Source organism: Longibacter sp. (genome assembly GCF_051155795.1).
Taxonomy (GTDB): Bacteria; Bacteroidota; Rhodothermia; order Rhodothermales; family Salinibacteraceae; genus Longibacter.
This window is the reverse complement of sequence record NZ_DAXETW010000086.1, coordinates 24,332-49,890: the sequence shown is the minus strand read 5'-3', so window position 1 is coordinate 49,890 and position 25,559 is coordinate 24,332. Positions and strand designations below refer to the sequence as shown.

At 61.7% G+C, this 25,559-nt stretch carries 20 protein-coding genes; 14 read left to right on the top strand and 6 right to left on the bottom strand.

Annotated features, from left to right (window positions below; translation table 11 throughout):
• Positions 1–178 precede the first annotated feature (178 nt).
• From ACFCU0_RS09310 to ACFCU0_RS09290, 5 genes are all read left to right on the top strand, one after another.
• Entirely contained in the window at positions 179–2,590 is a 2,412-nt protein-coding gene (locus ACFCU0_RS09310; protein WP_434973392.1) for a 3-hydroxyacyl-CoA dehydrogenase NAD-binding domain-containing protein, read from the top strand.
• Positions 2,591–2,701: 111 nt separating this feature from the next.
• Positions 2,702–3,907 (top strand): thiolase family protein, encoded by a 1,206-nt coding sequence (locus ACFCU0_RS09305; RefSeq protein WP_434973391.1) that lies wholly within the window; start codon positions 2,702–2,704, stop codon positions 3,905–3,907.
• 250 nt (positions 3,908–4,157) lie between these two features.
• Entirely contained in the window at positions 4,158–6,809 is a 2,652-nt protein-coding gene (locus ACFCU0_RS09300) for an acyl-CoA dehydrogenase (RefSeq protein ID WP_434973390.1), read from the top strand.
• Positions 6,810–7,089: 280 nt separating this feature from the next.
• A complete protein-coding gene (locus ACFCU0_RS09295) occupies positions 7,090–7,947 on the top strand; it encodes an SDR family oxidoreductase (protein WP_434973389.1) in 858 nt (285 codons plus the stop codon).
• 379 nt (positions 7,948–8,326) lie between these two features.
• Positions 8,327–9,055 carry a hypothetical protein gene (locus tag ACFCU0_RS09290; RefSeq protein ID WP_434973388.1) on the top strand — a complete coding sequence of 243 codons (729 nt, stop codon included), beginning with the start codon at positions 8,327–8,329 and terminating at the stop codon, positions 9,053–9,055.
• Positions 9,056–9,136: 81 nt separating this feature from the next.
• On the opposite strand, the gene hemG is transcribed toward ACFCU0_RS09290, so the two are convergent.
• Positions 9,137–10,510 (bottom strand): protoporphyrinogen oxidase, encoded by a 1,374-nt coding sequence (gene hemG, locus ACFCU0_RS09285; protein ID WP_434973387.1) that lies wholly within the window; start codon positions 10,508–10,510, stop codon positions 9,137–9,139.
• 362 nt (positions 10,511–10,872) lie between these two features.
• On the opposite strand from hemG, the gene ACFCU0_RS09280 reads away from it, so the two are divergent.
• From ACFCU0_RS09280 to trhA, 4 genes are all read left to right on the top strand, one after another.
• Positions 10,873–11,067, top strand: a complete 195-nt coding sequence (locus ACFCU0_RS09280) for a general stress protein CsbD (RefSeq protein ID WP_434973386.1) — start codon at positions 10,873–10,875, stop codon at positions 11,065–11,067.
• 336 nt (positions 11,068–11,403) lie between these two features.
• The gene (locus ACFCU0_RS09275; RefSeq protein ID WP_434973385.1) at positions 11,404–13,089 is read left to right on the top strand and encodes an acyl-CoA carboxylase subunit beta; all 1,686 of its coding nucleotides are present in this window, start codon (positions 11,404–11,406) and stop codon (positions 13,087–13,089) included.
• Positions 13,090–13,187: 98 nt separating this feature from the next.
• Positions 13,188–13,841, top strand: a complete 654-nt coding sequence (locus tag ACFCU0_RS09270; protein ID WP_434973384.1) for a YkvA family protein — start codon at positions 13,188–13,190, stop codon at positions 13,839–13,841.
• A 296-nt stretch (positions 13,842–14,137) separates the two neighbouring features.
• The gene (trhA, locus tag ACFCU0_RS09265) at positions 14,138–14,782 is read left to right on the top strand and encodes a PAQR family membrane homeostasis protein TrhA (RefSeq protein WP_434973383.1); all 645 of its coding nucleotides are present in this window, start codon (positions 14,138–14,140) and stop codon (positions 14,780–14,782) included.
• Positions 14,783–14,809: 27 nt separating this feature from the next.
• Here trhA and ACFCU0_RS09260 read toward each other — a convergent pair whose 3' ends face one another.
• The 4 genes from ACFCU0_RS09260 to ACFCU0_RS09245 all read right to left on the bottom strand — a co-directional run bounded on the left by ACFCU0_RS09260 (position 14,810) and on the right by ACFCU0_RS09245 (position 19,179).
• Entirely contained in the window at positions 14,810–15,571 is a 762-nt protein-coding gene (locus tag ACFCU0_RS09260) for an MBL fold metallo-hydrolase (RefSeq protein WP_434973382.1), read from the bottom strand.
• A 202-nt stretch (positions 15,572–15,773) separates the two neighbouring features.
• Positions 15,774–16,889: a polyprenyl synthetase family protein gene (locus ACFCU0_RS09255; protein WP_434973381.1), complete on the bottom strand. Its 1,116-nt coding sequence runs from the start codon at positions 16,887–16,889 to the stop codon at positions 15,774–15,776.
• Between the two features lie 192 nt (positions 16,890–17,081).
• Positions 17,082–18,239, bottom strand: a complete 1,158-nt coding sequence (locus ACFCU0_RS09250; RefSeq protein WP_434973380.1) for a FecCD family ABC transporter permease — start codon at positions 18,237–18,239, stop codon at positions 17,082–17,084.
• Positions 18,172–19,179 carry an ABC transporter substrate-binding protein gene (locus ACFCU0_RS09245; RefSeq protein WP_434973379.1) on the bottom strand — a complete coding sequence of 336 codons (1,008 nt, stop codon included), beginning with the start codon at positions 19,177–19,179 and terminating at the stop codon, positions 18,172–18,174. The genes ACFCU0_RS09250 and ACFCU0_RS09245 overlap by 68 nt, the downstream gene beginning before the upstream one ends.
• Before the next feature lie 404 nt (positions 19,180–19,583).
• On the opposite strand from ACFCU0_RS09245, the gene ACFCU0_RS09240 reads away from it, so the two are divergent.
• From ACFCU0_RS09240 to ACFCU0_RS09230, 3 genes are all read left to right on the top strand, one after another.
• Positions 19,584–20,972 (top strand): sigma-54-dependent transcriptional regulator, encoded by a 1,389-nt coding sequence (locus ACFCU0_RS09240; RefSeq protein WP_434973378.1) that lies wholly within the window; start codon positions 19,584–19,586, stop codon positions 20,970–20,972.
• Positions 20,973–21,015: 43 nt separating this feature from the next.
• Positions 21,016–21,861 carry a deoxyribose-phosphate aldolase gene (deoC, locus tag ACFCU0_RS09235; protein WP_434973377.1) on the top strand — a complete coding sequence of 282 codons (846 nt, stop codon included), beginning with the start codon at positions 21,016–21,018 and terminating at the stop codon, positions 21,859–21,861.
• Between the two features lie 202 nt (positions 21,862–22,063).
• Positions 22,064–22,699, top strand: a complete 636-nt coding sequence (locus ACFCU0_RS09230; RefSeq protein ID WP_434973376.1) for an SPOR domain-containing protein — start codon at positions 22,064–22,066, stop codon at positions 22,697–22,699.
• Between the two features lie 169 nt (positions 22,700–22,868).
• On the opposite strand, the gene ACFCU0_RS09225 is transcribed toward ACFCU0_RS09230, so the two are convergent.
• Entirely contained in the window at positions 22,869–24,251 is a 1,383-nt protein-coding gene (locus ACFCU0_RS09225; RefSeq protein WP_434973465.1) for a pyridoxal phosphate-dependent decarboxylase family protein, read from the bottom strand.
• Positions 24,252–24,520: 269 nt separating this feature from the next.
• On the opposite strand from ACFCU0_RS09225, the gene ACFCU0_RS09220 reads away from it, so the two are divergent.
• Both ACFCU0_RS09220 and ACFCU0_RS09215 read left to right on the top strand, forming a co-directional pair.
• Entirely contained in the window at positions 24,521–25,012 is a 492-nt protein-coding gene (locus ACFCU0_RS09220; protein ID WP_434973375.1) for a MarR family winged helix-turn-helix transcriptional regulator, read from the top strand.
• 166 nt (positions 25,013–25,178) lie between these two features.
• Positions 25,179–25,538 (top strand): nuclear transport factor 2 family protein, encoded by a 360-nt coding sequence (locus ACFCU0_RS09215; protein WP_434973374.1) that lies wholly within the window; start codon positions 25,179–25,181, stop codon positions 25,536–25,538.
• Positions 25,539–25,559: the final 21 nt, after the last annotated feature.

Sequence of the window (25,559 nt, the reverse complement as noted above, 5' to 3'; positions counted from 1 at the left end):
TGCGATCCGCCGCCGCAAAATGAAAAGCGCTTCCGAAAGCACACATTCCTGTGTAGATCCTACTTAACACTGTTAAGTTCAGGGACGTACACTATATGCGCCGGCTCTCTTCACCGCGCCAGCAGGGTTTTCTGCCGGCCGGACTCCTTTTCTCACGATCATAAACCACGACGCAAGCATGGAAACGAAGGCCCTCGACACACGCTCGCTCCATCTATCCGCACCGGCCACGCACCCCCCATTTCGCACGGCTACGGTGCTGGGGGCTGGCACCATGGGCGCGCAGATCGCCGCGCACCTGGCGAATGCGGGTCTTGAAGTCCATCTGCTCGACATCACGCCCGATGATGGCGATCCCAATCAAATCGTCAATAAGGGTCTACAGGCGGCCAAGAAGGCGAGCCCGGATCCGTTTCACACGTCCGATGTCGCCGATCGGATTTACACGGGTAACTTCGACGATAACTTCGATCGCGTTGCGCAGGCGGACTGGATCATCGAGGTCGTCGTCGAACACCTGCCGATCAAGCGAGACGTGCATGCCCGCATCGAGGAGCATGCCCGGGAAGATGCAGTCATCTCGACGAATACCAGCGGTCTTCCCATCCACGAAATTGCGGAAGGTCGATCGGCGGATTACAAACGTCGGTTCCTCGGGACGCACTTCTTCAACCCACCCCGGTATCTGAAGCTGCTCGAGATCATCCCGACGCAGGAGACAGATCCGGATGTGGTCGAGCGCGTCGCTCAGTTTGGACGCATACATCTCGGCAAAGGCATTGTCGTTGCCAACGACGTCCCGTACTTCATCGGCAACCGCATTGGCATTTTTGCCCAGTTGCAGGCCATGCGGTACTACACGGACGGTGACTATTCGATCGAAGAGGTCGACACCCTGACCGGACAGCTACAGGGTCATCCGAAGTCGGCGACCTTCCGTACGGCGGACGTCGTCGGTCTCGACGTGCTCGTGGATGTCACGAAGAACCTTCACGAAAAGGCTGAGAACGACGAGAGTCGCGACGAATTTCAGGTCCCAGATGTCCTGCAGAAACTGGTCGACAACGGCCGAAAAGGGGCGAAGAGCGGTGAAGGGTTCTACAAGAAAGTCGACGGCGAAATCAAATCCCTCGATCCAGAATCCTTTGACTACACCTCCGCCGGGGAACAAGACCTTGGCGATATCAAGTCGATCAAGAAGGCGGGCGATTTGAAGGCCCGGCTGAATGCTCTGTATCAAGATACGGGCCGTGCCGGCTCCTTTTTCCGCGACACGACGCTGGCGACCATCGGGTACAGCGCCCGGCGGATCGGTGAGATTACCGACAACCCGGCCGACGTCGATCGTGCCATCCGGTGGGGCTTCGGGTGGGAGATGGGTCCCTTCCAGAAGTGGGACGCTCTCGGTTTTGAGACCGTTATCAACGGGATGAAAGAGCACGACATTGAGGTCCCGGCCTGGGTTGAAGACATGGCCGACGCCGGCGTCACGTCCTTTTATCGCGTGCAGAACGGCAATCGGGAAGTCTACGTCCCGGAGGAAGGAGCGTACGTGAGCGACCCGACGCCTGAAGATCAGTTATCGCTCGACCGCGTGAAGGCCCAGTCCTCCAACGAGGTATGGACGAACGGGGACGCCGCGCTGCTTGATATCGGCGATGACGTCATGCTCTACGAGTTCCGGTCGAAGTCGAATTCTCTCGGTCGCGACGTGATGGCCGGTTTGCGTGAATGCATCGATCGGGTCGAGAACGATCCGAACGTGCGCGGCCTCGTGATCGGGAATGAAGGCAAAAACTTCTCCGTCGGCGCCAACCTCGGCGAGATGGCGATGGCCGCCGCTCAGGGAATGTACGACCAGATCGGAGAGTACATTGCCGAGTTTCAGGATACCATTCAGAAAGTCCATTACGCCACGAAACCGGTTGTAGTGGCTACCCACCAGCGTGTGCTGGGCGGTGGGGCCGAGATGACGATGGCGAGCACGCACCCGGTGTGTGCGGCCGAAACGTACCTCGGACTGGTTGAGCTCGGCGTTGGACTCATCCCTGCCGGCACCGGGACGATGAGGATGGCGGCGTATGCAGCCGAGCGGGCCCCGGATGATCATCCGAGCAACATCCAGGCATACCTCCGCGGCTACTTCGAGACCATCGCGATGGCCGAAGTGGCTGAAAGTGCGCCGCAGGCTATTGAGAAGGGCTTTCTGCCGGAGCACACGAAGGTGGTCATGAATGCCGACCGTCGACTGCACGTGGCCAAGGAAGAGGTGAAAGCCCTCAGCGAACAGGGATACGCCGCTCCGCCGGTCCGCAATAAGATCCGCGTTCTGGGCGAAAAAACCCTCGCAGCGATCAAGGTCTCTCTCCGCGGCTATCGCGAAGGCGGCTATATCAGCGAGTACGACGAATTCCTCGCGACCAAGCTTGCCCACGTCATGTGCGGCGGCGAGCTGTCGAGCCCGCAGGATGTCCATGAGGACTATCTCCTGGAACTCGAGCGTGAGGTATTCCTCAGCCTCCTCGGCGAGGAGAAAACCATGGCGCGCGTGCAACACATCCTGGAGCACAACAAGCCGCTCCGCAACTAAGCGAACCGCACGACGACGCGCGAAGCCTGCGGGTGGCGCCGGCAACGCACCGGTCCGCCCCGGGCATCGCGACACATTGACGATTTTTACAGAACGGGACGATACGACCTAATGGAAGCAAAGAACGGAGCATATATCGTAAGCAGCGTGCGGACGGCCGTAGGAAAAGCCGGACGCGGCACTCTGAAGGATTACCGCCCGGAAGAAATGGGCGCGCACTCGGTCCGCGGCGCGATGGACCGCGTCGACGGACTCGAGCCCGAGATGGTGGACGATGTCATGATGGGCTGCGCCTTTCCCGAAGGTCCGCAGGGCATGAACGTGGGACGCATCATCGCGCAGAAAGCCGGTCTCCCGGATTCCGTCCCGGGCGCCACCGTGAACCGCTTTTGCTCGTCCGGCCTGCAGACGATCGCCATGGCTTCGCAGGCGATTGCTACGGGCACCGCAGATGTCGTCGTGGCCGGTGGCGCGGAATCGATGAGCGCGGTTCCCATGAGCGGCTTCTTCTTTCAGCCCGATCCGCAGTTGACGGAGGACGATATCGACTACTACGTTTCAATGGGAATCACCGCCGAGAACGTAGCGGAAAAGTACGGCGTGTCGCGGGAGGACCAGGACGCATTCGCGCTCCGCTCTCATGAGCGCGCCGTCGATGCGATCGACAGCGGAAGGTTCGACGAGGAGATTGTGCCGCTGGAGGTTGCTCAAACGTACTACAACGGCGCCGACTTTGGTAAAGGGTCGACGCACACGCACGAAACCACGTTCGATGTGGACGAAGGACCGCGGCGTGACACCAGCATAGAAGCGCTGGCCGGCCTGCGTCCGGCGTTTCGGCGGGGCGGAAGCGTGACGGCCGGCAACTCGTCGCAAACTTCGGACGGCGGTGCCGCGTCTGTCGTGATGAGTCAGCGCATGGTCGACGAGCTCGGGGTTGACCCGCTGGCACGCCTCGTGGGCTTCTCTGTTGCCGGCGTCGCGCCCGAATACATGGGCATCGGCCCGGTGGAAGCCATCCCGAAGGTGTTGAAGCAAACCGGCCTCTCGCTGGACGACATCGGCCTGGTCGAGCTCAACGAAGCCTTCGCGGCACAGGCGCTTGCTGTGATCCGCGAGTCCGGCCTCGACGAGGACATCGTGAACGTCAATGGCGGTGCCATCGCTCTCGGTCACCCGCTTGGATGCACCGGCGCCAAGCTCACCTCCACGCTGATTCATGAGATGATCCGCCGAGAGGTCCGGTATGGCATCTGCACGATGTGTGTGGGAGGCGGAATGGGCGCTGCGGGTGTCATCGAAAACCTGCGCCTCTAGCATATAGACCCTGCTCCGGGGCTCCGGCCGTGCTCCGCCCCTCCGTTTCCTGAGAGGCGGCATGGTCAGAGTTCCCGGCCTGGTGGGCGCATAAGAAAAATTGCAGGCTCGTAAACAATTTTCCGTTAACTGGGTATACCTGTATGGTTAACGGTGTTAAGTGCTACTGAGCTCCGCCTGAGGCGGGGTCGATACCTGACGACCGCTCCTGGAGCCCCCGAATGGCAACAACCACAAGACGAACGCAGTCATGAATTTACCTTACTTCGACGTATTCTCCAGCCTGCCGACCGCTGGCGTGGTTGCCGGGGTTCTGCTGGTGCTATTTGTGCTCGGCTTTACGGGGGCTCCACTCGCGTTGTGGGCCGTTGCCGGTGCCGCCGCTCTCTACGGTTTCGGCGCACCGATGTGGGTCTGGATCCCCTACGGTGTCCTGGCGGTGGTCTTCAACCTTCCGCCGATTCGGCGTATCGTGAGTTCTGCCGTCATGAAAATGATGGAAGCGCTTCAATTCCTGCCGGTTATTTCGGAGACGGAGCAGACGGCGATTGACGCCGGAACGGTCTGGATGGACGCGGAACTGTTTTCGGGAAAACCGGACTTTAAGAATACGCTGGATCAGCTTTATCCCGAGCTAACGGACGAGGAGCAGGCGTTTCTGGACGGCCCCGTGGAAGACCTCTGCGCGATGGTCGACGATTGGGACGTTCATCAGCGGGGAGACCTGCCCCAGGAAGCATGGGACTTCATGAAAGAGCACGGCTTCTTCGGCTTGATCATCCCGGAGGAGTACGGCGGTCTCGGATTCTCGGCAGAAGGGCGGAGCGCCGTGGTCCAGAAGCTGGGCACGCGCTCGCTTCCTTTGTCCATCACCGTGATGGTCCCCAACTCCCTCGGGCCCGGCGAACTGCTGCTTCACTACGGAACGGATGAGCAAAAGGACTACTACCTGCCCCGCCTCGCGGATGGCACGGACATTCCCGCATTCGCGCTTACCGAGCCGAATGCTGGATCGGACGCGGGTGCCATGACCTCCCATGGTGAGGTCTTCAAGAATGAGGACGGCGAACTCATGCTGCGCCTCAACTGGGACAAGCGGTACATCTCGCTTGCCGCCATCTCGGGGATTCTGGGCCTTGCGTTCAAGCTCGAGGACCCGAACAACTACCTCGGCAAGGGTACGGATCTCGGTATCACCTGCGCGCTCGTCCCCTCGGACGCGCAAGGCGTGAAGCTGGGCCGGCGCCACGACCCACTCGGCATTGCCTTTTACAACTGCCCGACCGAAGGGGAGAACGTAGAGCTGCCGATCGATGCAATCATCGGGGGCAAGGACGGCGCCGGACGCGGATGGCAGATGCTCATGGACGCCCTCTCAGCGGGGCGCGGCATCATGCTGCCGGCACAGGCCGCAGGGGGGCTTAAGTACTTCACACGCGTCGCCGGTGGACACGCCGCCGTACGCCAGCAGTTCGGTCTCTCGATCGGTAAGTTCGAAGGCATCGAGGAGCCACTCGCGCGCATCGCCGGCTTTACCTATACGCTCGAAGCAGCTCGCAAGTACACCAACGGCGCTGTAGACAGCGGCGAGAAGCCGTCGGTAGTTTCGGCCATCGCGAAGTACAGCTTCACCGAGCTGCAGCGTCAGGCCGTTAACGACTCAATGGACATTCTGGCCGGGAATGCGATCTCCCGCGGGCCGAAGAACCTGCTCGCGAATGCATACATTGGTACGCCGATCAGCATCACCGTGGAGGGAGCCAATATCCTGACCCGGACGATGATGATCTTCGGGCAGGGAGCCATCCGGTGCCACCCCTATGCGCTGACGGAAATCGAAGCCCTGATGGAGGGCGACGTGAAGAAATTCGATGGTGCCTTCTGGAGCCACATCGGACACGTGGTGCGCAACGGCTTCCGAGCATTCGGCCTCAGCATTACCCGTGGAATGCTTGCCGGCTCGCCGGTGAGCGGACCGCATGCTAAGTACTACCGCAAGCTGTCCTGGGCATCGGCAACCTTCGCCTTCATGGCGGACCTCGCCATGGGAAGCCTCGGCGGTGCGCTGAAGCGGAAGGAGAAGATAACGGGTCGTTTTGCAGACATTCTCATCTGGATGTACCTGGCGACGGCCACGCTCACTCGCTTCGAGAAGGAAGGTCGTCCCGAGGAGCAGGAAGACTTCATGCACTGGTCCCTGCAGTACGCGTTCGCACAGATTCAGGAGGCGTTCGACGGACTGTTCGCCAACATGAAGGTGCCCGGCCTCACGTGGCTCTTTCGCGGCGTCATCGGTCCGTGGAGTCGCTTCAACACGATCGGGTCCATGCCGAGCGATCACCTCGGTGGCAAGATTGCACAGGCCATCCAGGAGAAAGACGGCGCTCGCGAGTGGATGACCGAGGGCATTTACCTCACCGAGGAAGAAGGGGAAGCCCTCGGCGATCTGGAGATCGCCTTCACGCTCAGCCGGGAATCGTATCACATCGGCCAGACGATCAAAGACGCCGTCCGCGACGGACGCCTGCCGAAGAAGCGGCCGCTCGCACTTCTGGACCAGGCGCTTGAGCAAGGCATCATCTCGCCGGAGGATTACGAGACGGTTCAGCGTGCGGAGAAGGCCCGCACCCGGTACGTTGCCGTCGATGAGTTTGAGCTCGACGAGTACCGTGTGAACCGCGACATGCCGGGCGAACCGGTCGGGCGCGGTGCACTCGCCTCAAGTATCGCCGACGAAGTCGACCGCGCCCTGACCCCCACCGGCCCCGCCGGCGAGCCGGCACCGGACGTGCCCGGCACAGAAGCGCACGGTGACGGCGCCCGGGGCGACGGTGCCCGTGGTGACGGAGCGGCCGGCCTCGAGGCCGCAGACGACGACACGGAGGAAGCAGCCAGTGCGTGACCGCGTTCCACGTCGCCGCGCCTCTGCAGAGGCAAGCGCGACCCGTGCTATGACCGCCCGCCTGGAGAGTCGATCCTCCCCAGGTGGGCGTTTTTGTACTTATGTCGACGCCCCTTCGCCCGCCCTGGCAATGGGTTATATCGACGCTTGCGGATCCGTCCCGGGCGCCCGGACGAAGGTGAGATTTTGCGCCCGATTTTGTTTACTGAACGCCGCACCCGGGTGATAGCATCCGGTGTGCGTACACTCTGTCCTGCCCACATGAACACCTCCCTTTCCCATGAGCGACTCCTACTCTCCGACGCTTCTCGAAGACACTCACATCGTGGTCACTGGTGGTGGTACCGGACTCGGGCGGGCCATGGCCATGCGGTTCGCAGAGCTCGACGCGCGCGTCACGATCAACGGGCGACGCGAAGAGCCCCTCGAGACCACCGTTTCCGACATTCGCGAGGCCGGGGGCACGGCGGAGGGCATCTCCTGCAACGTACGCGAGGTCGACTCTGTGACAGCGTTCTTCGACGAAGCCGAGGAGCGACAGGGGCCGGTGACACATCTTGTAAACAACGCCGCAGCCAACTTCCTCGCGGCCGCAGAGGATATCTCCCCGAACGGCTTCGACGCCATCATCAAGACCAACCTGTACGGCTCCTTCTACTGCACGCAAACCTGCGGAAAGCGGTGGATTGATCGAGACGAGGAAGGCGTCGTACTGTCCATTGCAACGACGTATGCGGAGACGGGAAGCGCCTTCGTCCTTCCGAGCGCGATGTCGAAGGCCGGCGTAGTGGCAATGACGCGATCCCTGGCGGCCGAGTGGGGGACGGCAAACATTCGGTTGAACGCGATCGCTCCCGGTCCTTTCCCGACGGAAGGTGCGTGGGAGCGCCTCGTGCCGGGTACGGACATGGAGGAGCAGATGAAGCAGCGGATCCCGCTCCGCCGTTTCGGAGAGCCGGAGGAGCTCGCGAACCTGGCTGTGTTCATGCTGAGCGACATGGCGAACTACATGAACGGCGAACTCGTGACGTTCGATGGCGGAGAGGTTTTGACCGCCGGCGGTCAGTTCAACGACTTCACCCGCATGTCGCGCGATACGATTAAGTCAATGATGGACATGATGAAGCCGAAAAAGTAGGAATCATCAGCCGGTACGGATACGAAAGGGCGGGCACCGTCGGGTGTCCGCCTTTTCACGTCAATGCGTGGTCGGTTCCACAAAGGCGTGTATCGAGGCGCAGGTCAGGTGGGGGCTGAACCTGCAGTTGACGCGAGCGGTCGGCGGGTGCCGATCGAGCACCGGCTCGTACGTGGGGAACGGGTCGCAATTCCGCGACCGATTAGCACTCGCAGGGACTGAGTGGTAACAAATATTTGCAGGTAAACCTGACCTCGAAGCGAGTCATAAATGTGAATTCGTGCGGGCAGCCGGTGGATCCGTGGCATAATCGTTGACGTTGCATGGAGGGCGTGTTAGATTTTCATGAACACCCCCAGAGACAGGCCCCCGCTGATCTATGACCCCTCTCAACGTTGATCTCTTCACCGGCGCCGTACGTGACGTCGAGCAGACACAGTACAGGATCCTCGCTGCCTTGAAGCATGCGCGCGACGCATTCTCGGAAAATCGTATTTACCCGCACCTTGGCGATCTCGTGGCGTTCTACCGGTCGATTACCACCATGCTGGAGACGAGCGAGCAAATGCGCTCCAGGCGGAGCGGAACGGTGTCGGGCGTGGACTGGGACGAGATGGAGTTGACCTACGAGTGGCCGCAGCTGGAGGACGATGAGATGACTGTCGTCGCCCGGCTTCTGGAATGGGCGCTTCCTCACGTCGAGGATACGCTTAATGAAGGAAAAGCGGTCTACGAGTTCGTCGAGGAGCAACTTGAGGTCGAGACGGTTGGTATTGTGCCATCATACCTCAAGGAAGGATACCTGATGGTCCCCGATCGTACGGAGAGCGAATTTCGGGTCTTTCGGTACACGATGTCCGTCGTCCGCGACGATGGGGAGAAGGCGCGGATGCTCCGCACGACGCTCTGTCGGTCGGTCTCCTGCAAGGATGTAGAGCCGCACCCCAGTTCGATCAAGCTGGAGCTGGTGAAGGAGCGGCGCGATTTGCCGAATCCGGCGACGTATCTCTTCGATACCGACGTGGCATTCCCGTACGAAGAGACGATGCTACCCGTGGTCAAGCGCCGCCTGCTTCGTCATCTTACGCGAGAGACCGGGAGAGCGTGACGCCGCCGTCAGGCTGTGCGGAGCCCCCTTGCTGCGCGTGCTGACCCTGGCGATGAGTCGATCCATGATCATTGTTTCGAGTCACGCCGCCGTGAGGGACGGCACCCCGTTTAGAACGGTCTCCGCGGCATCCGCGCCGGATTGCATGGCGTCGCCGACGGAAATCCCCGACCGGTAGTTGCCGGCGAGATGGAACCCGGGATTGCGTGACTCGATCCGGTCGATGACCGCTCGTACCTGCCCGTGATCCTGCGTATACTGCGGGATCGCGCGTTGCCACTGGATGTGCCGGATGAAGTTCGGTTTTCCCCTCACGCCGAGAAGATGTCGAAGGTCTTGCAGCACGGTGGAGCGAACCTCTGATGTTTCTTCGAGGCCCATCTTCGGGTGCCGCGTTCCGCCGACGAACGTGGTCAGCAGAACCTGGCCGTCCGGAGCACGACCAGGGAAGAGCGTGGAGGAGAACAGGCATCCCAGGATGTTGAAGTCCCGCTCGACTTTCGGAACCAGCATCCCGAAGCCATCGAGGGGATGGTCGACGTCGTCCCGGTCGAATCCGAGAGCGAGCACGCTCACCGGCGGATAGGGCACGTGTTCGAGCGGGCTCAGGTCAACATCGGAGGGGAAATCGATCGCCGGTAGCCGGTAGAGCGGAACCGTACTGATCACAGCATCAAAGAAATGCATACGCGTCGCCCCGTCTGCCTCCCGGGTCGCCACATGCCAGCGCTGTTCATCGCGCCGAAGAGCTTCGACGGGGGTGCTCAGGTGGACCGACTCATCGAGCGCGTCCGTCATCGCGCGAGGAAGCGTCTCCAACCCCTTGCGAAACGAGTAGATAGAACCGGATCGCTTGCTCGAAGAAGATCGGTTGCGTGCTGCATGAATCATGCCCCGGAAGAGCGAGCCGTGCTCCGCCTCCATTTCCTGCAGGCGAGAGAATGCGTGACGGACAGACAACTGGGCGGGATCACCGGCGAAAATGCCGCCAACAAATGGGTCGACTGCGTAGTCCAGAATCTCCCGGCCGAGGCGTCGTCGGACGAAGGAAGCGACGGTTTCCGTCTCGTCGTCGCTGCGGCCGATGAACGGCTCCATCAGAAGGCGAAGCTTCCCCTTTGCGCTGAGGAGCGAGGTCGTCAGAAACGATACCGGGGACATCGGGAGCGGAACGGGTGTGCCGTCCTTTACAACGAATCGTTGTCGGGCAACCGACGACGCGTCGACCACCTGATCGCGAAGGTCGAGGTTGTCGATGATCTCCGGAAGAAGGTCATTGGTGTCACGTAGCGAGTTCGGTCCGTGCTCGACGAGAAAGCCGTCGACCGTCTCGCTGCGGATCATGCCGCCCGTTTCACTCGTGGCTTCGAGCACCCGTACCGGGACGCCTGCCTGTTGAAGTTTGTAGGCGGCTGTTAGGCCAGCAATTCCTGCACCGATGATGCCGACTGACATAAATGGGACGAGAGGGGATTGAGGGAAAGGTCGGAGCGTAGCAGCTCGAAGGTCCGGGTATCGTCAGGATCAAATTTACGACTGCGGGCCGATCCTGTTCGTCCCAATAGGGCAAAGACGTTCCTCTGCCACGCCTGCTATAACGGCCTCTTGCCTCGACGCTGACGCCGTCCCTGACAACCTTGACGATGTTGCTATGGTGCCGTGTGTACCCGTCATCAGGCGACGCGCGGATTGCAATGTGAACGGTCGCGCCGGCCCGCGGTGATGGTGCGGTCGGGTTTCAGAGCGAAACCACGATTACATGCGACCGGTATATAAACGAGTGCGAACCTGAAAATAAGGCCCAAAGAGGTTGTACGATGGCAACAAAAGCAATGAACGAGAGCTGGCGTCGCGTCCGAGACCAGATCAAGGCGATCTGGGACGACGCAGATTTCGACGACAAGGAAATGAAGCGCGCCCGCGGCGAAATGCACAAGATCGTGGGGCTTATTCATGACAAGACGGGAGAATCGCCGGAGGAAATTCGCCGCAAGATGAGCGCAATCCTGTAAGGGCCACTCGGTCCGCACCGTCGCCCGCCGTTCTTCTCCGTGGCTGTTCGCGCCATGGATGAGTGTCTGGCGATTCTTGTGCGTGCTGGTACACGGCGCCACCCGTCTTCACCAGGACGGGTGGCGCTTTTTTAGACGAAGGATTTGCGTCCTCAGGGATCTTCTACACCGTTCGAAGGGCGTCGTGGATGCGGTCTGAGAGACCGTTTGTGACGCTGGCGGGGACGAAGATACGGTGCAATTTGCGGAGACTCCGTGGTCGCACGGTTTCGTTTGGGGTTCGGGCGGAGTACGTTGAGGCACCCTCACCGACCTTCGTCTTGCTGCCCGACCTGTATGTCTTCGCCGATCACATCCATTGGCTCGAGTGCCGATCCTGAAAGCGCTTCCTACCAGAAGCGAGCGGCTCATTACGAGGCGCTTCTTCAAGAGCTTCGCGAACGTGAAGCCGAGATTCGTAAGGGCGGGGGGGAGCGCCGGATGCAGCGAGAACACGACCGCGGGAAGCTCACCGCCCGCGAACGTATCGAGGCGCTGATCGACGATCCCGAGACGTTTCACGAGATCGGCATTTTTGCCGGTGATGGAATGTACGACGAGGAGGGGGGCTGTCCGGCCGGCGGCACCGTAATGGGCCTGGGCCATGTCAACGGGCGACGCGCTGTGATCGTGGCGAACGACGCCACCGTCAAGGCGGGTGCATGGTTTCCGATCACCGCTAAAAAGAACCTGCGCGCCCAGGAGATTGCCCTGGAAAACCACGTCCCGATCATTTACCTCGTCGACTCCGCCGGCGTCTTCCTGCCAAAGCAGGACGAGATCTTCCCGGACAAAGATCACTTCGGTCGGATTTTCCGCAACAACGCGATTCTGTCGAGTCGCGGCATTCCACAAATTGCAGCCATTATGGGCAGCTGTGTGGCTGGGGGGGCGTACCTTCCCATCATGAGCGATGAAGCCATCATCGTGAACGGAACCGGATCCGTGTTTCTCGCCGGGCCCTTCCTCGTGAAAGCTGCGATTGGGGAAGAAGTCGATGCCGAGACGCTCGGCGGCGCCACGACCCACTCCGAAATCTCGGGCGTCACCGACTACGAGGCGGACGATGATGAGGACGCGCTTCAGATTATTCGCAATCTGATGGGCCACATGGGTCCGGAGCACCGGTTCGGCTACAGCCGCAACGAGCCAGCACCTCCCGCCTTTGCCCCGGATGACATCTACGGCCTTTTCCCGGATCAGGGTACTTCGCAGTACGACATGCACGAGATTCTCGCGCGGATCGTCGACGCGGACTCGTGGACGGAGTACAAGAAGGGGTACGGCCGGTCTCTTCTGACCGGGTACGCGCGCATCGACGGCTGGAACGTAGGCATCGTTGCCAATCAGCGCTCCGTCGTCCGGAATCGCACCTCACACGAGAACAAGGGGGAAATTCAGGTCGGCGGCGTCATCTACGCGGATGCCGCCGACAAGGCCGCGCGGTTCGTGATGAACTGCAATCAGAAAGAGATCCCGCTGGTTTTTTTTCAGGACGTCACCGGCTTCATGGTTGGCAAACGAGCCGAGCACGGGGGGATCATCAAGGACGGCGCGAAAATGGTCAATGCCGTGTCGAACTCCACGGTACCGAAGTTTACGGTGGTGATGGGCAACTCGTACGGGGCGGGCAATTACGCCATGTGCGGCCGGGCCTATGATCCGCGTCTGATGCTGGCGTGGCCCACGGCGCGGATCGCGGTGATGGGCGGCACGCAGGCATCGAAGGTGCTGAAGCAGATCCAGGTCCGAAAGCTCGAAAAGCAGGGGAAGGAGCTATCGGCAGAGGACGAGCAGGAATTGCTGGACGAGATTCAGAACCGGTACGAGGAGCAGACCACGCCGTACTACGCAGCCGCGCGGTTGTGGGTGGATGCCATCATCGACCCGGCCCGAACGCGGGAATGGATCTCGGCAGGCATCGACACGGCGGATCTGAATCCAGAGCTCCCGCCGTTCAACGCCGGCGTCATTCAAACATGACCGATCACGTTGCCCCTTCCGCTACCTGTGCACCGTAACCACGGTGCAGGTGCGGCGTACCAGCATCGGGTGCCTGCCTCAGTCAAAGCGGATCCGACATGTCTACCCCTTCTGGAATGCGCGACCGGATCAAAAAACTAATGCGCCGCGGACGTGAGCGATTGAGTTCGAAAGCCGCAGCGGTTCGTGACCGGGCCTCCGGCGTTTCGCCGTCGGACGTCCGCAACCGGCTGGAGTCCATGGACGCCGATGCCGTCCGGGAAAAGCTTGAACAGATTGATCCTGCCTTCCTGTCCCGTGGTGCGGACGAAATTACCGATGCGGACGCAGACCGCGTGGCCCGGAGCGCCGATGAGATCGCGTCTTCGTTTGACCGATCCGGGGCCCTCGGCCGGTTACTTGACGATGGGCACCTGCTTCTCCAGATGGTAAAGGACGCGCGCTCGGGACGCTACCGAAGCCTTCCCCGATGGACGCTGAGTGCCGTGGTCTTTTCGCTGCTCTATGTTCTGAACCCGATGGACCTTATCCCGGACGTGATTCCGGGCGTCGGCGCCATCGACGACGCGGCGGTTGTCTCCCTCTGTCTGCTCCTAATCGAGCAGGACCTCCTCGCGTATCGGTCGTGGCGCCAGGCGCTACCGTCGGTCCGAGACACAGGCAGGAACGGAGAGCGAAGCCCCGATGAGCCGCGGCATGGGGACGCCGATGGCGACGCCCAGCTAACGCGCAGCTCCTCCTCTCGGCAATAATGACGCAACGATACGAGCAATCCGGGTTGCTCGCCGGCAGTTATCGTTCGTTGACAGTATCCTATCACAGCGAATGGCAGGTCGCCTCGCGAGGCTCATGTGTCCGGGCCGTCGGCGGTCTCTACACGCCGCCCGTCGTGTAAGCTCCGACCGAGGTGCCGGCGGCCAACGCGCGTCCCGCGAACGAAGCCGGGAGGCGTCCCGTCGTGAACCCACCGTTTTCAATCTTGCCCTCCGGTGACCGGCCTCCATGCGCCGTCCGGCCGGGCGATCACACACTATTTGGCTTCATCCCGATGGCTGAAGAGCAACGTCAAACCTACGCAGAAGAAGTAGTAAACAGCCTGACCCATGGCTTCGGCCTCGTCCTGAGCGCAGCCGGACTCGCCGTCCTCGTCGTGCTGGCTACTCTGTACGGAGATGTCTGGCATATCGTGAGTAGCACCATCTTCGGCAGTACGCTCGTGTTTCTGTATGGCGCGTCCACCTTGTACCATAGCGCACGCACCCGGCGGATGAAACGGATTCTTCGAATCGTCGATCACATCGCGATCTTTCTGCTGATCGCGGGCACGTACACGCCGTTTACGATGGGACTGATGCGGGACGGGTGGGGGTGGACGCTGCTGGCGATCGTGTGGGGCCTGGCAATCGTGGGGCTGCTGTTTAAGCTTTTCTCCCAGCATCGCTTCCACTGGTCCGCGACGTCTCTCTACCTCGCGATGGGATGGGTCAGCGTCTTCTTCATGGAGCCGATGGCTGCGGCGATACCGTTTGGCGGTCTCGTTCTACTCGTTGCAGGCGGGCTGGCGTATACGGCGGGGGTCATCTTCTACGGTTGGCATTCGCTCCCGTACAGCCACGCCATCTGGCACGTGTTTGTGTTGGCCGGGAGCGTTTTCCACTACCTTGCCGTCGCATTCTACGTCCTGCCCTGGTAGGCGGTTGGCAACCACTTCCACGTGCCATCACACGTCGTATCGACCGAGCTCCGCTCCCAGCTCGGTGTTGGGAAACACCTCCCGTGCGGCGGTCAGATCGTCGGCTTTGTCGCCCCCGGGGAGGTGGACCAGGACGAGGCGCTCCACGCCTGCCTCGCGTGCCGTTTCTGCCGCCTGCACCGCCGAAGAGTGTCCTTCGGTTGCCCCCGTTGCCTCGTGGACGAGCAGGTCCGCCCCCTTCGACAGCTGCACCACCGCCGGGCACGGCTCCGTGTCGCATGAGTAGGCGATGACGCGCCCGGTCGGGCCGTGCTCGAACCGGAGCCCGACATTGTCGATACCGTGCTTCACGGGCCAGGACGCCACGCGCCAGACCGGGTCGTGCCACATCGTTGCGGCGGGCGTCGGGTCCGTCACGCGGAAGTCGATCTCGGGCGTGTCCCATTCCTCCGTGATCGAGGCAAAGGCATCCCACGTTCGGCGAACCTGCTCAATCGCCGCGGAAATGCCGAGCACGGGGATGGCCTCGTGGTGGCCGTACAGCCACAGTCGCTCCATGAAGAGCGGGAAGCCGCTGCAGTGATCCGGGTGGCCGTGAGTCACGATGAGACCGGCAACACGTTGCACGGATACGCTACACTCGCGTAGTCGCTGGAGAACGTCCGCCCCGCAGTCGACGAGGATTGTTGACCGCTGATCTGATTCGTCGTCGGTCACGGCCAGCATCGTTGTGGTGCGGTGCGGGTCGCTGACAGCGGCCCCGGTACCGAGGAGGTGGAGCGTGGGCATGGATCGTGGGTGGTTCGGAGAAGAAGAGGCCGGAACGGTGCGACGGGCGGTATCAGTGAGCACGACGCGGCTTGTGGGCGGGGGCTACGGGACAAGCAATGAATTTCGACAAACAAAAACACCCGCGCTCGGGGAGGAACGCGGGCGCTGTGGGCGAGGCGCGGGTTGGGTCTCGATGACCGGCGGTTCGGCCGGGTACGGCCTATCGCTTACGGCGGATCGTGTATTCCGTGAGTCCGACGAGTGCATCGCGTGCCGGCGACGGCGGGCTTCCGGCCAGGGCATCCCGTGCTTCCCCCGCCAGTTCTTCCATCCGAGTACGGGCGTAGTCGATCCCACCGTGGTCGCCCACGAACATAGCGACTTCCTTCAGGTCGGATCGGCTTTTCTCATCTTTCTTGATGATCCGCATGATACGCTTGCGGCTGCGTTTGCTGGCTTCGCGGAGGGCGACAATCACCGGAAGCGTGAGCTTTTTCTCCTGCAGGTCGATTCCGATCGGCTTTCCGGCATCCTGCATGCTGAAGTCGAACAGGTCGTCCCGGATCTGGAAGGCGAGACCGAGTTTCTCACCGAAGACCCGCATCCGCTCGACGTCCGTCTCCTCCTTCGTTGCGCTCAGCGCACCGGCCTTCGTGCAGGCCGCGATCAGCGACGCCGTTTTGTCCGAGATGATGCGAAAGTACGTGTCCTCATCGATGTCGAGGAATCTCGATTTCTCGATCTGAAGGAGTTCTCCCTCGCTCATGCGACGCACCGCATCCGACAGCGTGTGCAGCATGTCGTAGTCGTTGTGGTCGAGCGACAGCAGGAGGCCCCGGCTCAGGAGGAAATCCCCGAGGAGGACCCCGATCTTGTTTTTCCAGAGTGCATTGATGGAAAACATGCCGCGACGCGTCTCTGCGTCATCCACCACGTCGTCGTGCACAAGCGTCGCGGTATGCAGCAGCTCCACGAGCGCCGCGGCCCGGTAACTCGTCTCCGTCACCTCGCCGAACTGCTTCGCACTGAGAAGGACAAGCGCTGGTCGGATCCGTTTGCCTTTCTGACGGAGAACATACTGCGTGATCTTGTCCAGCAGCATATGGTCCGAGCGCATCGATTCCCGGAAGTACTCCCGGAAGTGGTCGAGTTCCGCCGCGACCGGCTGCCGTATCCCCTCCAGGGTCGTCGGGATTGGTCGATCGGCAACGGTTAGCTCCGGCGCTGGGCCGTCCGACGAATCTCCGGATACCTCGTCCCGGGTGTCATCCGGTCTCGAGGGAAGACCGTCCGGCGTTCCGTCACCGCGCTGTGCGTACGAGGTCGCGTCGGGCATCGCGTATTTTCAGTCATCATTGAAAGGTACGGTCGCTGTAACGGCACCATGCACCAAAAGTTTGGCGGGCCGCGAAAGATTTCTTCGAACGCGCGGTGAGGGCCCGTTCGTCGCGTTCCTGCCCTGCGCTGGTTTCCGGATGATCCAGATTCTGCGCTGGTCAGAGGCTGCGGGTCCGGCCCGGTCGGCGCGTCAGGGCGAGGTTGTGGTGCCCTGCCGTCGGAGAAGCCAGAGGAAGAACGGGACGCCACAGAGGGCGGTCAGGATGCCGACGGGCAGTTCCTGTGCGGGGAGGAGAGTCCGGGCGGCGAGGTCGGCCCAGACCATGAAGAGGGCGCCGACCAGGAAGCTCACGGGGATGAGCGTGCGATGGGTGACGCCGGCGACCATTCGAACCGCGTGAGGCACGATCAGCCCCACGAACCCGATCGCGCCGGAGGTAGATACGAGCGTCCCGGTCACGAGGGCTGCGAGAACCAGCAGCCCGCGTTTCAGGGCTTCCACGGGCACGCCGAGGTGGTAGGCCGGTTCTTCTCCCATCAGCATCGCGTCGAGCGGGCGAGCCAGGCCGGTCAGGAGGACCGCCCCGGCGATCGTTACAACGGCGGCACCCGGGATGAGGGCCCACCGCGCACCGCTGAACGAGCCCAGTAGCCAGAAAAGCACGGCGCGGAGGGCGTCCGGCTCCGGTGAGGAAAAGGTGACGAACGAGGTGATGGACGAGGTGAGCGCCGACATGGCGACGCCGGCGAGGAGGAGGCGAGCGACGGACACGTGCGATTCCGTTCGAGCAACGAGGTACACGATCACGATCGTACCGAGGCCGCCGAGGAAGGCCGCAACCGGCATTGAGACGGCCTTCGAGAGGACGGGCGGCAGAAACCCGAGGTAGAAAAGCGAGGCGCCCGCTGTGGCGCCACCGGAAATCCCGAGCACATAGGGTTCTGCGAGTGGATTTCGGACGAGCGTCTGCATGGCCACGCCGATAATCGACAGCCCGCCCCCGACGAGCATGGCGAGGACGACGCGAGGCATCCGGAGGCTCCAGACGATCCGGTCGATCGTCGGGTCGAGGGACTTGTCGATCAGTCCCAGTCGTGTGCCAAGCACCTGAAGGACGTCCGAGACGGCAATCTGAGCGCTTCCGATGGCGACACCGGCGGCGACCGTCACGACGACGGCGGCGGCAAGAGCACATCCGGTGAGCCATGGGCGAAGCATGAGGCAGGTCGAGCCGTCAGGGAGGAAGGTCGGCGGGATGCGTCCCGGAAGCGCAACCGACTTATCGGCCGTTGGATACAGCCGCGCCTGGTGTACGCGGGTGCAATAGGTCGGAAAGGTGACGCGCACCGTCGACGAGTCGGGGTCCGGGCCGGAAGAGAAGGCCCCCGGGAAGAGTGTAGACACGCCCGTCCTGCACCGCCGGAAGGATGTCAAACGATGGATGGTGCTTCAGCAACGCCTCTGGGAGGTCACCATCCCCGAAGGCGCCGACGATCACATCTGGCCGGGCGCTCAGAACGTATTCCTCACTCAGCGTCGGAGCACTGGCGTCAAGGTCCGACGTGATGCTGGATCCCCCGGCGGCTTCGACGAGCGTGTGTACGTAGCTTTCCTTGCCGAACGAGTAGAGAACGTCGCTTCCCGCGAGTACGAGGACGCGAGGTCGGTCGGAGCGGTCCTCAATATGGCGGGCCGACCGCGTTCGGATGTCGTCGAACTGTCGGCTCAGCGCTTCTGCACTGTCAGTTGCGATGTCCTGCGTGCCTGCAAGCATGCCGATGCGTCGGATCCCGTCGAACACGCTTTGCACCGTCGGGAAGGAGAAGAAGTAGACGGGGGTTCCGAGGGACTGAAACGTGTCCGCGTCGCGGGTCGCGTTCACCTGGGTGGTTGCAAGGATGAGATCCGGTTCGAAGGAGACGATCGCCTCGAAGTCGATGGGCAGGACGCTCACGTGCGGTAATGAGTCGACCGCAGCGGGGACGTCGTCCGAGGGACCGACGGCAACGACTCGGTCACCGGCACCCGCCGCAAACAGCATCTCGGTGAGGTTGGGCGCGAGCGGGATAATCCGATGGGTAGGCACCGGGTATTCGACCTCTCGGGCGAGGTCGTCCGTCACGACGCGCGTCGTATCGGTGGAAGATTCTGGTGACGGAGCATCCGAGGTGCAGCCCGCCGCGAGGAACAGGACGCACAACAGAACACCGAATACCGCGTGATCAGAAGCCGATTGGCGAGGGCTGTAGAGGCGCTTCAGCGGGGAGTACATCGACTGGGAAGGCAAAACGTAGTGTGGTGAAGGATCTTACACCGTCGTTGGGCAGGAGTAGGCGGTGCGGGCAGAAGATGACTCAGTAGAGCAGGTAGATTTTGTCCGAGACGGGCAAATGAGGAGAAAACATCGCCGCAGTGCGGACAATATTGGGGTGAAATCGACGACTCATTACACTTTCGCCGGTGAACCGCTTGGAATTCTCTTGTATGCTAATGTAGATTTTACCATCCGATACAAATGTCGCCGTTCCTGTCTGTGATGCATCCGGGAGCGATCGTCTTTGTCCCTTCGGACCGGCACCTGTACACGACTCCGGCGTCACCGTTCGTTTTTTCCAGGCCCTTTCGGTGGTGCGAGTCGCATATCATCCGAGTGCCGCGCCTCTCTATGTTTTCAAAGGGTACCCATCTGCTATGAAGAAGAAAATCTACGTCGTCGACGACGAGCCGAAGATCGGCAAGTTATTCACGAATGTTCTGGAGCGGGACGGATTCGAGGTGAAGGCATTCATGAATCCGGTGAAGATGCTGAAGACGCTTGAGGAGGAGAAGAACGCCGTGCCGGACGTCGTGCTTGCCGACATGATGATGCCGGAAATGAATGGCGTTGAGCTACTGGAAACGTTAAAAGATCGCGGCGTCAGCGTCCCGGTGATCATCATGACGGCGCATTCCTCCGTGCAGACCGCGGTCGAAGCGATGCGGCAGGGCGCCTTCCATTACCTTCAAAAGCCGGTAAACTTGGAGGAGATGCGGGCGCTGTTGGATAAAGCGCTCAAGCTGTACGGGGCGCAGCAGGAACTGGAAGAGATCAAAACGAAGCAGAAGGCGAAGTACCCGATTGAGGGGATTCTTGGGACGAGCGATGCGATCGTCCGCGTGCGGGAAACGATTCAGACGCTCTGCGGCGCGTCGAATACCACCGTTCTGTTTTCCGGTGAGACGGGGACGGGGAAGAACCTGGCGTCGAAAACGCTCCATTACAACTCGCCCCGTGCGAAAAAGCAGTTCACGGAAATTAACTGCGCAGCCCTTCCGGATAATCTTCTCGAGGCCGAGCTATTCGGCTACGAAGAGGGTGCCTTTACGGATGCCCGCGACTCGAAGCAGGGCCTGATCGAGGTGGCAGACGGCGGGACGCTCTTTCTCGATGAGATTGACTCGATGAGCATGGCACTCCAGGCGAAGCTCCTTTCCTTCCTGGAGAGCCGGCAGTTCCGCCGTCTGGGCGGGGTGGAAGACCTCACCGTGGATACCCGCATTTTGTGCGCGACGAACGCCAATCTGGAGGAGAGCGTGAAGGACAAACGCTTCCGAAAGGATCTCTTCTTCCGGATCAACGTCGTGAACGTGAAGCTTCCCGCACTTCGGCACATGGACGAAGATGTGCTCGTGATCGCCGATCACCTCATTCAGCAATTCAGTCGGGATCTGGGGCGCGAAGTGCAGGGCTTTACCGAGGCGGCCGAGCAGAAGCTGCTGGATCACATGTGGCCCGGCAATGTTCGCGAACTCCGCAACGTACTCGAGCGGGCCATGATTTTCGCCCGCGGTGAGAAGATCACCGCTGACGACCTGACGCTGGCACCGCCCGGGCGTCTCGGCGAGATGCACGCCGCCGGGGAAGCGTTTCAGTTCCCCATGAACCGGACGCTAAAGGATCTGGAGAAGGCGTACATTCAGCGCACACTGGAAATTAACGATAGCAGCTACGCAGACATTGCCGACTCGCTCGGCATCTCGAAAAAAACACTGTGGGACAAGCGCAAGCGCTATAATCTCGACGAGGTCGTTGACCGCTGAGCGGTTGCATCCCCGTCCATCCTCACGAACGACGAACGTCAACATGGCTCTTCCTTCCCCTGAAACGCTCATCGACGAGCTCAATGCCCTGCGGGCCGATGTCAGTGCTGCCGGTGAACGGCACATAGATGCCGCCGTGGCGGCGCTTGAAACGCCCGCCTCCCCCGGCCTTGCGGGCCCGGAGCCTGCCCCGTCGCTCTCGGTCCAGGGACTTGCCGCACGCATCGACCATACGCAGCTTCGCCCGGAGGCGACCGACGCGGACATCGAGGCCACGTGCCATGAGGCGATCGACCACCAGTTCGCCAGTGTATGCATCGCCCCCTCGAACGTGCCCCTCGCGAATGAACTGCTGGACGGGTCCGGTGTGGCCGTGTGCACCGTGATCGGCTTTCCACACGGGGCCAATCAACCCTCGACCAAAGCGCACGAAGCACGCCAGGCCATCCAGGACGGTGCCACGGAGCTGGACATGGTGCTGAACATCGGTGCTCTCCGCTCCGGCGCCGTGGCCGACGTGGAGCACGACATCGCCGAGGTGGTGGCCGTCGCGCAGCGTGCGAAGGAGTCGGGGAGAACCGTCCTGGTGAAGGTGATTCTCGAAACCGCTCTGCTCACGGACGCGCAGAAGGCGGTAGCTTGCGTCGCGGCGAAGCAGGCCGGCGCGGACTTCGTCAAGACGTCGACTGGATTTGCCGACGGCGGTGCCACCCTTCGCGACGTCGCCCTGATGCGCCAGATTGTCGGTCCGGCGCTCGGCGTCAAGGCGTCCGGCGGCGTTCGCACATCGGACGACGTGGAAGCCATGATGGCGCACGGCGCAACACGCATTGGCGCAAGCGGGTCGGTGGGCATTGTGACCGGTGCCACTACGGAAGCATCGTATTGACCGCCCCGTGCGACGGGCAAATCGAGAGGGAGGGCAACGTAGGACATGCTACCGTCGGCCGTTGTCGTTCCGAACTGCAAACAGCGCGTTCGCCGTGCAAGAAACGCCGGCTCGCCTGGGCGGTAGCACCGCGCAGACTGTCGGCGTTTCGGTGCACCATTTCCCGATCGATCGTTACCACTTGAATTGCTTCCCTCCACTCGTGCCTGAACCTCGCCTGCGGGCTTCCTGTGAATCTGTCTCCTCTTTGTTCGTCAACCCGCCGCCCTGGCGTTGGGTCGTTGTTCGCGCTCCCGTTCTGTTGGCGGCAGCCCTCCTGCTCGCGGCCTGTAGTGGACCGCCGCAGACGACGGATTCCGGCAATGCCTCATCGGATCGCGGTCCGCGCGCAACGTCACCGGAGGAGCGAGAGGCCCGACGCGCAACGCTGGCGAGCGTGGAGACGTTCGATGTCGCCCAGTATGCCACGCCCCCGCCGGCTCGTGAGCTTGACGTGCAACACCAGGTCCCGGTCCAGCTGATGCAGGGCCGCGCAGACGAAGGCGTGACGCAGACGATCGACGGCTTCCGCGTACAGGTGTATTCCGCGCAGGATAAACAGTCCGCCGAGGAGTTTCGGGAGCGCGTGCGCCAGTGGTGGTCGGGGGCGCGCGATGATGCTCCGGAGGACATCTTCCGGGGACAGCTCCCGATCGTCGTCGAGTACGGGCAGCCGTACTACCGCGTCCGCATCGGTGCCTTTGCGTCCCGCGAGGAAGCAGCAGAGGCGCTCACCTTCGTGCAGGACGAGTTCGCCGATGCCTTCGTCGCCCGCAGCACGGTCACGATCACGCGGTGAGTCGTTGGAGCGTTGGAGCGTTGGGGCGTTGGATCGTTGAGTCGTTAGATCGTTGAATCGTTAGTGCGTTGAATCGTTGGTGCGTTCGGGATCGCCCGCCCACTCGGATTCAAATCCGACCCAGAACCTACGACCCACCACCTAAGACCCCCGGCTCACAGCCTCATCTCTACACCACGTCACCGGCAATCTCCGCCAGGTGATCGACAATCTCCTCGGCATACGTCTCGTGCTCGGGTTTCATCAGCACGCTCCTGAGAATGGCCGCATCTTCCCGGTCGGCCTTGAGGTGAGGAAATCGACGGGTCAGGCGGTCGGCCGGTAGACGATAGAGGCTCAGAAAGACCGGTTCGTCCGGATGGTTCATGGCCTCGTCGAACACGGCCCGGCTGGCGGCGTCGAGGGACGAGAGGGTGGAGGATGCCGGGACCGGAGCGTAGGCAACGATGTCGGTCTCCGGTGGGGCGAACAGGTGAAGCGCCTCTGACGCGTCGACGGCATGGGAAAACGAGCGGGCGGCCCGGAGACAGGCGGCAAGAATGGCACCGACCCCTTCGGTCGGATGAAGAGGCAGCGCCTGGAGCGTTGCCCAGAGCGCTCCGGCGGCTGCGCCGGCGCGGGAGCACTCCAGGGAAATTTCTCCGAGGTGAAGGTCGTCGGAGGTGAAGTAGGTGTACGGAGAGTCGTGCCGGTAGAAGCGACCGACGCCCGGGTCGCGGAAGAGAACGGCCCCGCATCCATACGGCTGCAACCCGTGCTTGTGGGGGTCGATCGCAATCGAGTCGGCCTCCGCGAGCGCTCGGAAGTCATCTGCCGGAAAACCGTCGAAGGAGGGAACCTCAGGGCCTGCGACCAGCCGGAAGAAGCCGCCGTAGGCCGCGTCCACGTGGACGCGAACGTCTGCCGACTGGCACCGCGCGATGATCTCATCGATCGGATCCACGGTCCCGAGCCCGGTCGTTCCTGCGGTGACGACAACGGTTCCAACGTTGCCCGTGGCGAGGGCGTCGTGCAGTTCATCGAGATCCATCCGACCGTGGTCGTCCGTCGCGATGATCACAGGGTCGACTCCGAGCACGCCGCACATCCGCCCATGGGTGTAGTGCGCGTCCGCGCTGAACGCAATCGTCCGGTCGGGGTGCGACTCGCGAGCGACCCACAGCGCTTCTAGATTGGCGACGGTTCCGCCGCCCGTGAGATGCCCGAGTGCATCCGCGGGTAGGCCAAGCATCGCACCGAGGTCCTGAATAACCTCCTTTTCCATGTGACTGGTCGGTGGGCCGCCGTCCAATGCGTGATTGTTTGGGTTGATGCACATGGCAGCCGTGTACGCGGCTACGGCAATCGGGTGGGGCGGCTTGAGCATCTGACCCGCGTAGCGCGGATGGCCGAACGGGTAATTCCCCCGAAGGCGATCCGTGAATGCGTGTAGGACCGACTCCAGCCGGTCGACGTCGACGAGGGTGGATGGATGGGATCGGTACGCGCCCCACCCGCCTGTCCATTCCTCGACGGCACCGACGGTCTGGTCGATCATATCCCGTATATCAATCGATTGCTTCTGTTCTGGGTCAGAGGCGAAAAGCGAGCCGGACGTGGCGTCGGACATATCGTCGAGAGCGGGGCGAGAGTCGGCGGAATAGGGGAGAGCAAAGGTACGTGTGGACCTGCGTAATGTCACCCGCCCGCTTACCGTCGTCTCGTCGGGAGGAACACGTGACGTTTGTGTGAGCGCTTCTCCGCAAGGGAACCACGATCCGCCAATGTATGTGTTATCCCACGTAATTTCGAGTCGCGCGAGGGTGAACCTGTATTGTGCCGATGGGCAGCATTCTGAAGGAGCGGATTAAGCAAACCAAGGAGTTCGAGAGCACGGCCCAGGAGGCCATGCTTAATCTCTTCGTTGCTGCGGCCCGGGTGCGGCGCGAGATGGAGAAGGTGTGCCAGAAGCACGACCTGCAGTTCAGCCACTACAATGTGCTTCGCATCCTTCGCGGCGTGCATCCGGACGGTCATCCGCGCTGTGAGATCATCGAGCGGATGATTGATCCGTCGCCGGATGTGACCCGTCTCATGGACAAGTTGGACGATCGCGACCTCGTATCGCGCTCCCGGAGCGAGGAAGATCGCCGCATGACCATTCATACGATTACGAGGAAGGGCTTGAACCTCCTCGAGCGCATGCACCCGGACGTACAGGACGTGCAGGGGTGGTTTAATGAACGGGTGGCCGACCGCGACCTCCGAAACCTGTCCCGAATCTGCGAGGGCATTTACGGCGAAGGCATTTACGGCGAGGGCGACCACGCGTGACGGCGTTTTGCCTGACGCCTGCAACCATGTGACTCACTCCCACCTATCTTGTCAAAAATGTGTGATCACACATTTGTTGTGACGCACAGTTGTTAAACGACCACCGGTTTTGCACCGGTGCACGGAAGACTGAACTGTTTTTACAACCCAGACCAAACCAACCATTATGGCTACGTTTGCAGAGCTTGATCAGCAACTCAACGACATGATCCTTCAGGGCAAGATTCTGGAGGCCTTCGAGAAGTTCTACGCCGAAGATGTCGTGATGGAAGAAGGCGACCAGCGCCGCGAGGGCAAAGACGCGAACCGCGAATATGAAAAGCAGTTCGTCGGTGCGCTGCAGGAGTTTCGCTCCGCTGAGATTCACTCCCGGGCGATTGATGAAGAAAACCGAGTCACCCTCTCCGAATGGGAGAACGACTTCACGCTCGAAGGGGTAGGCGACGTCGTACAGAAGCAGGTCGCCGTTCGCACGTGGAACGAGGACGGACAGATCACGCACGAGAAGTTTTACACGCTCAGCTAATCGAGCGTCCGACGGGTTCCT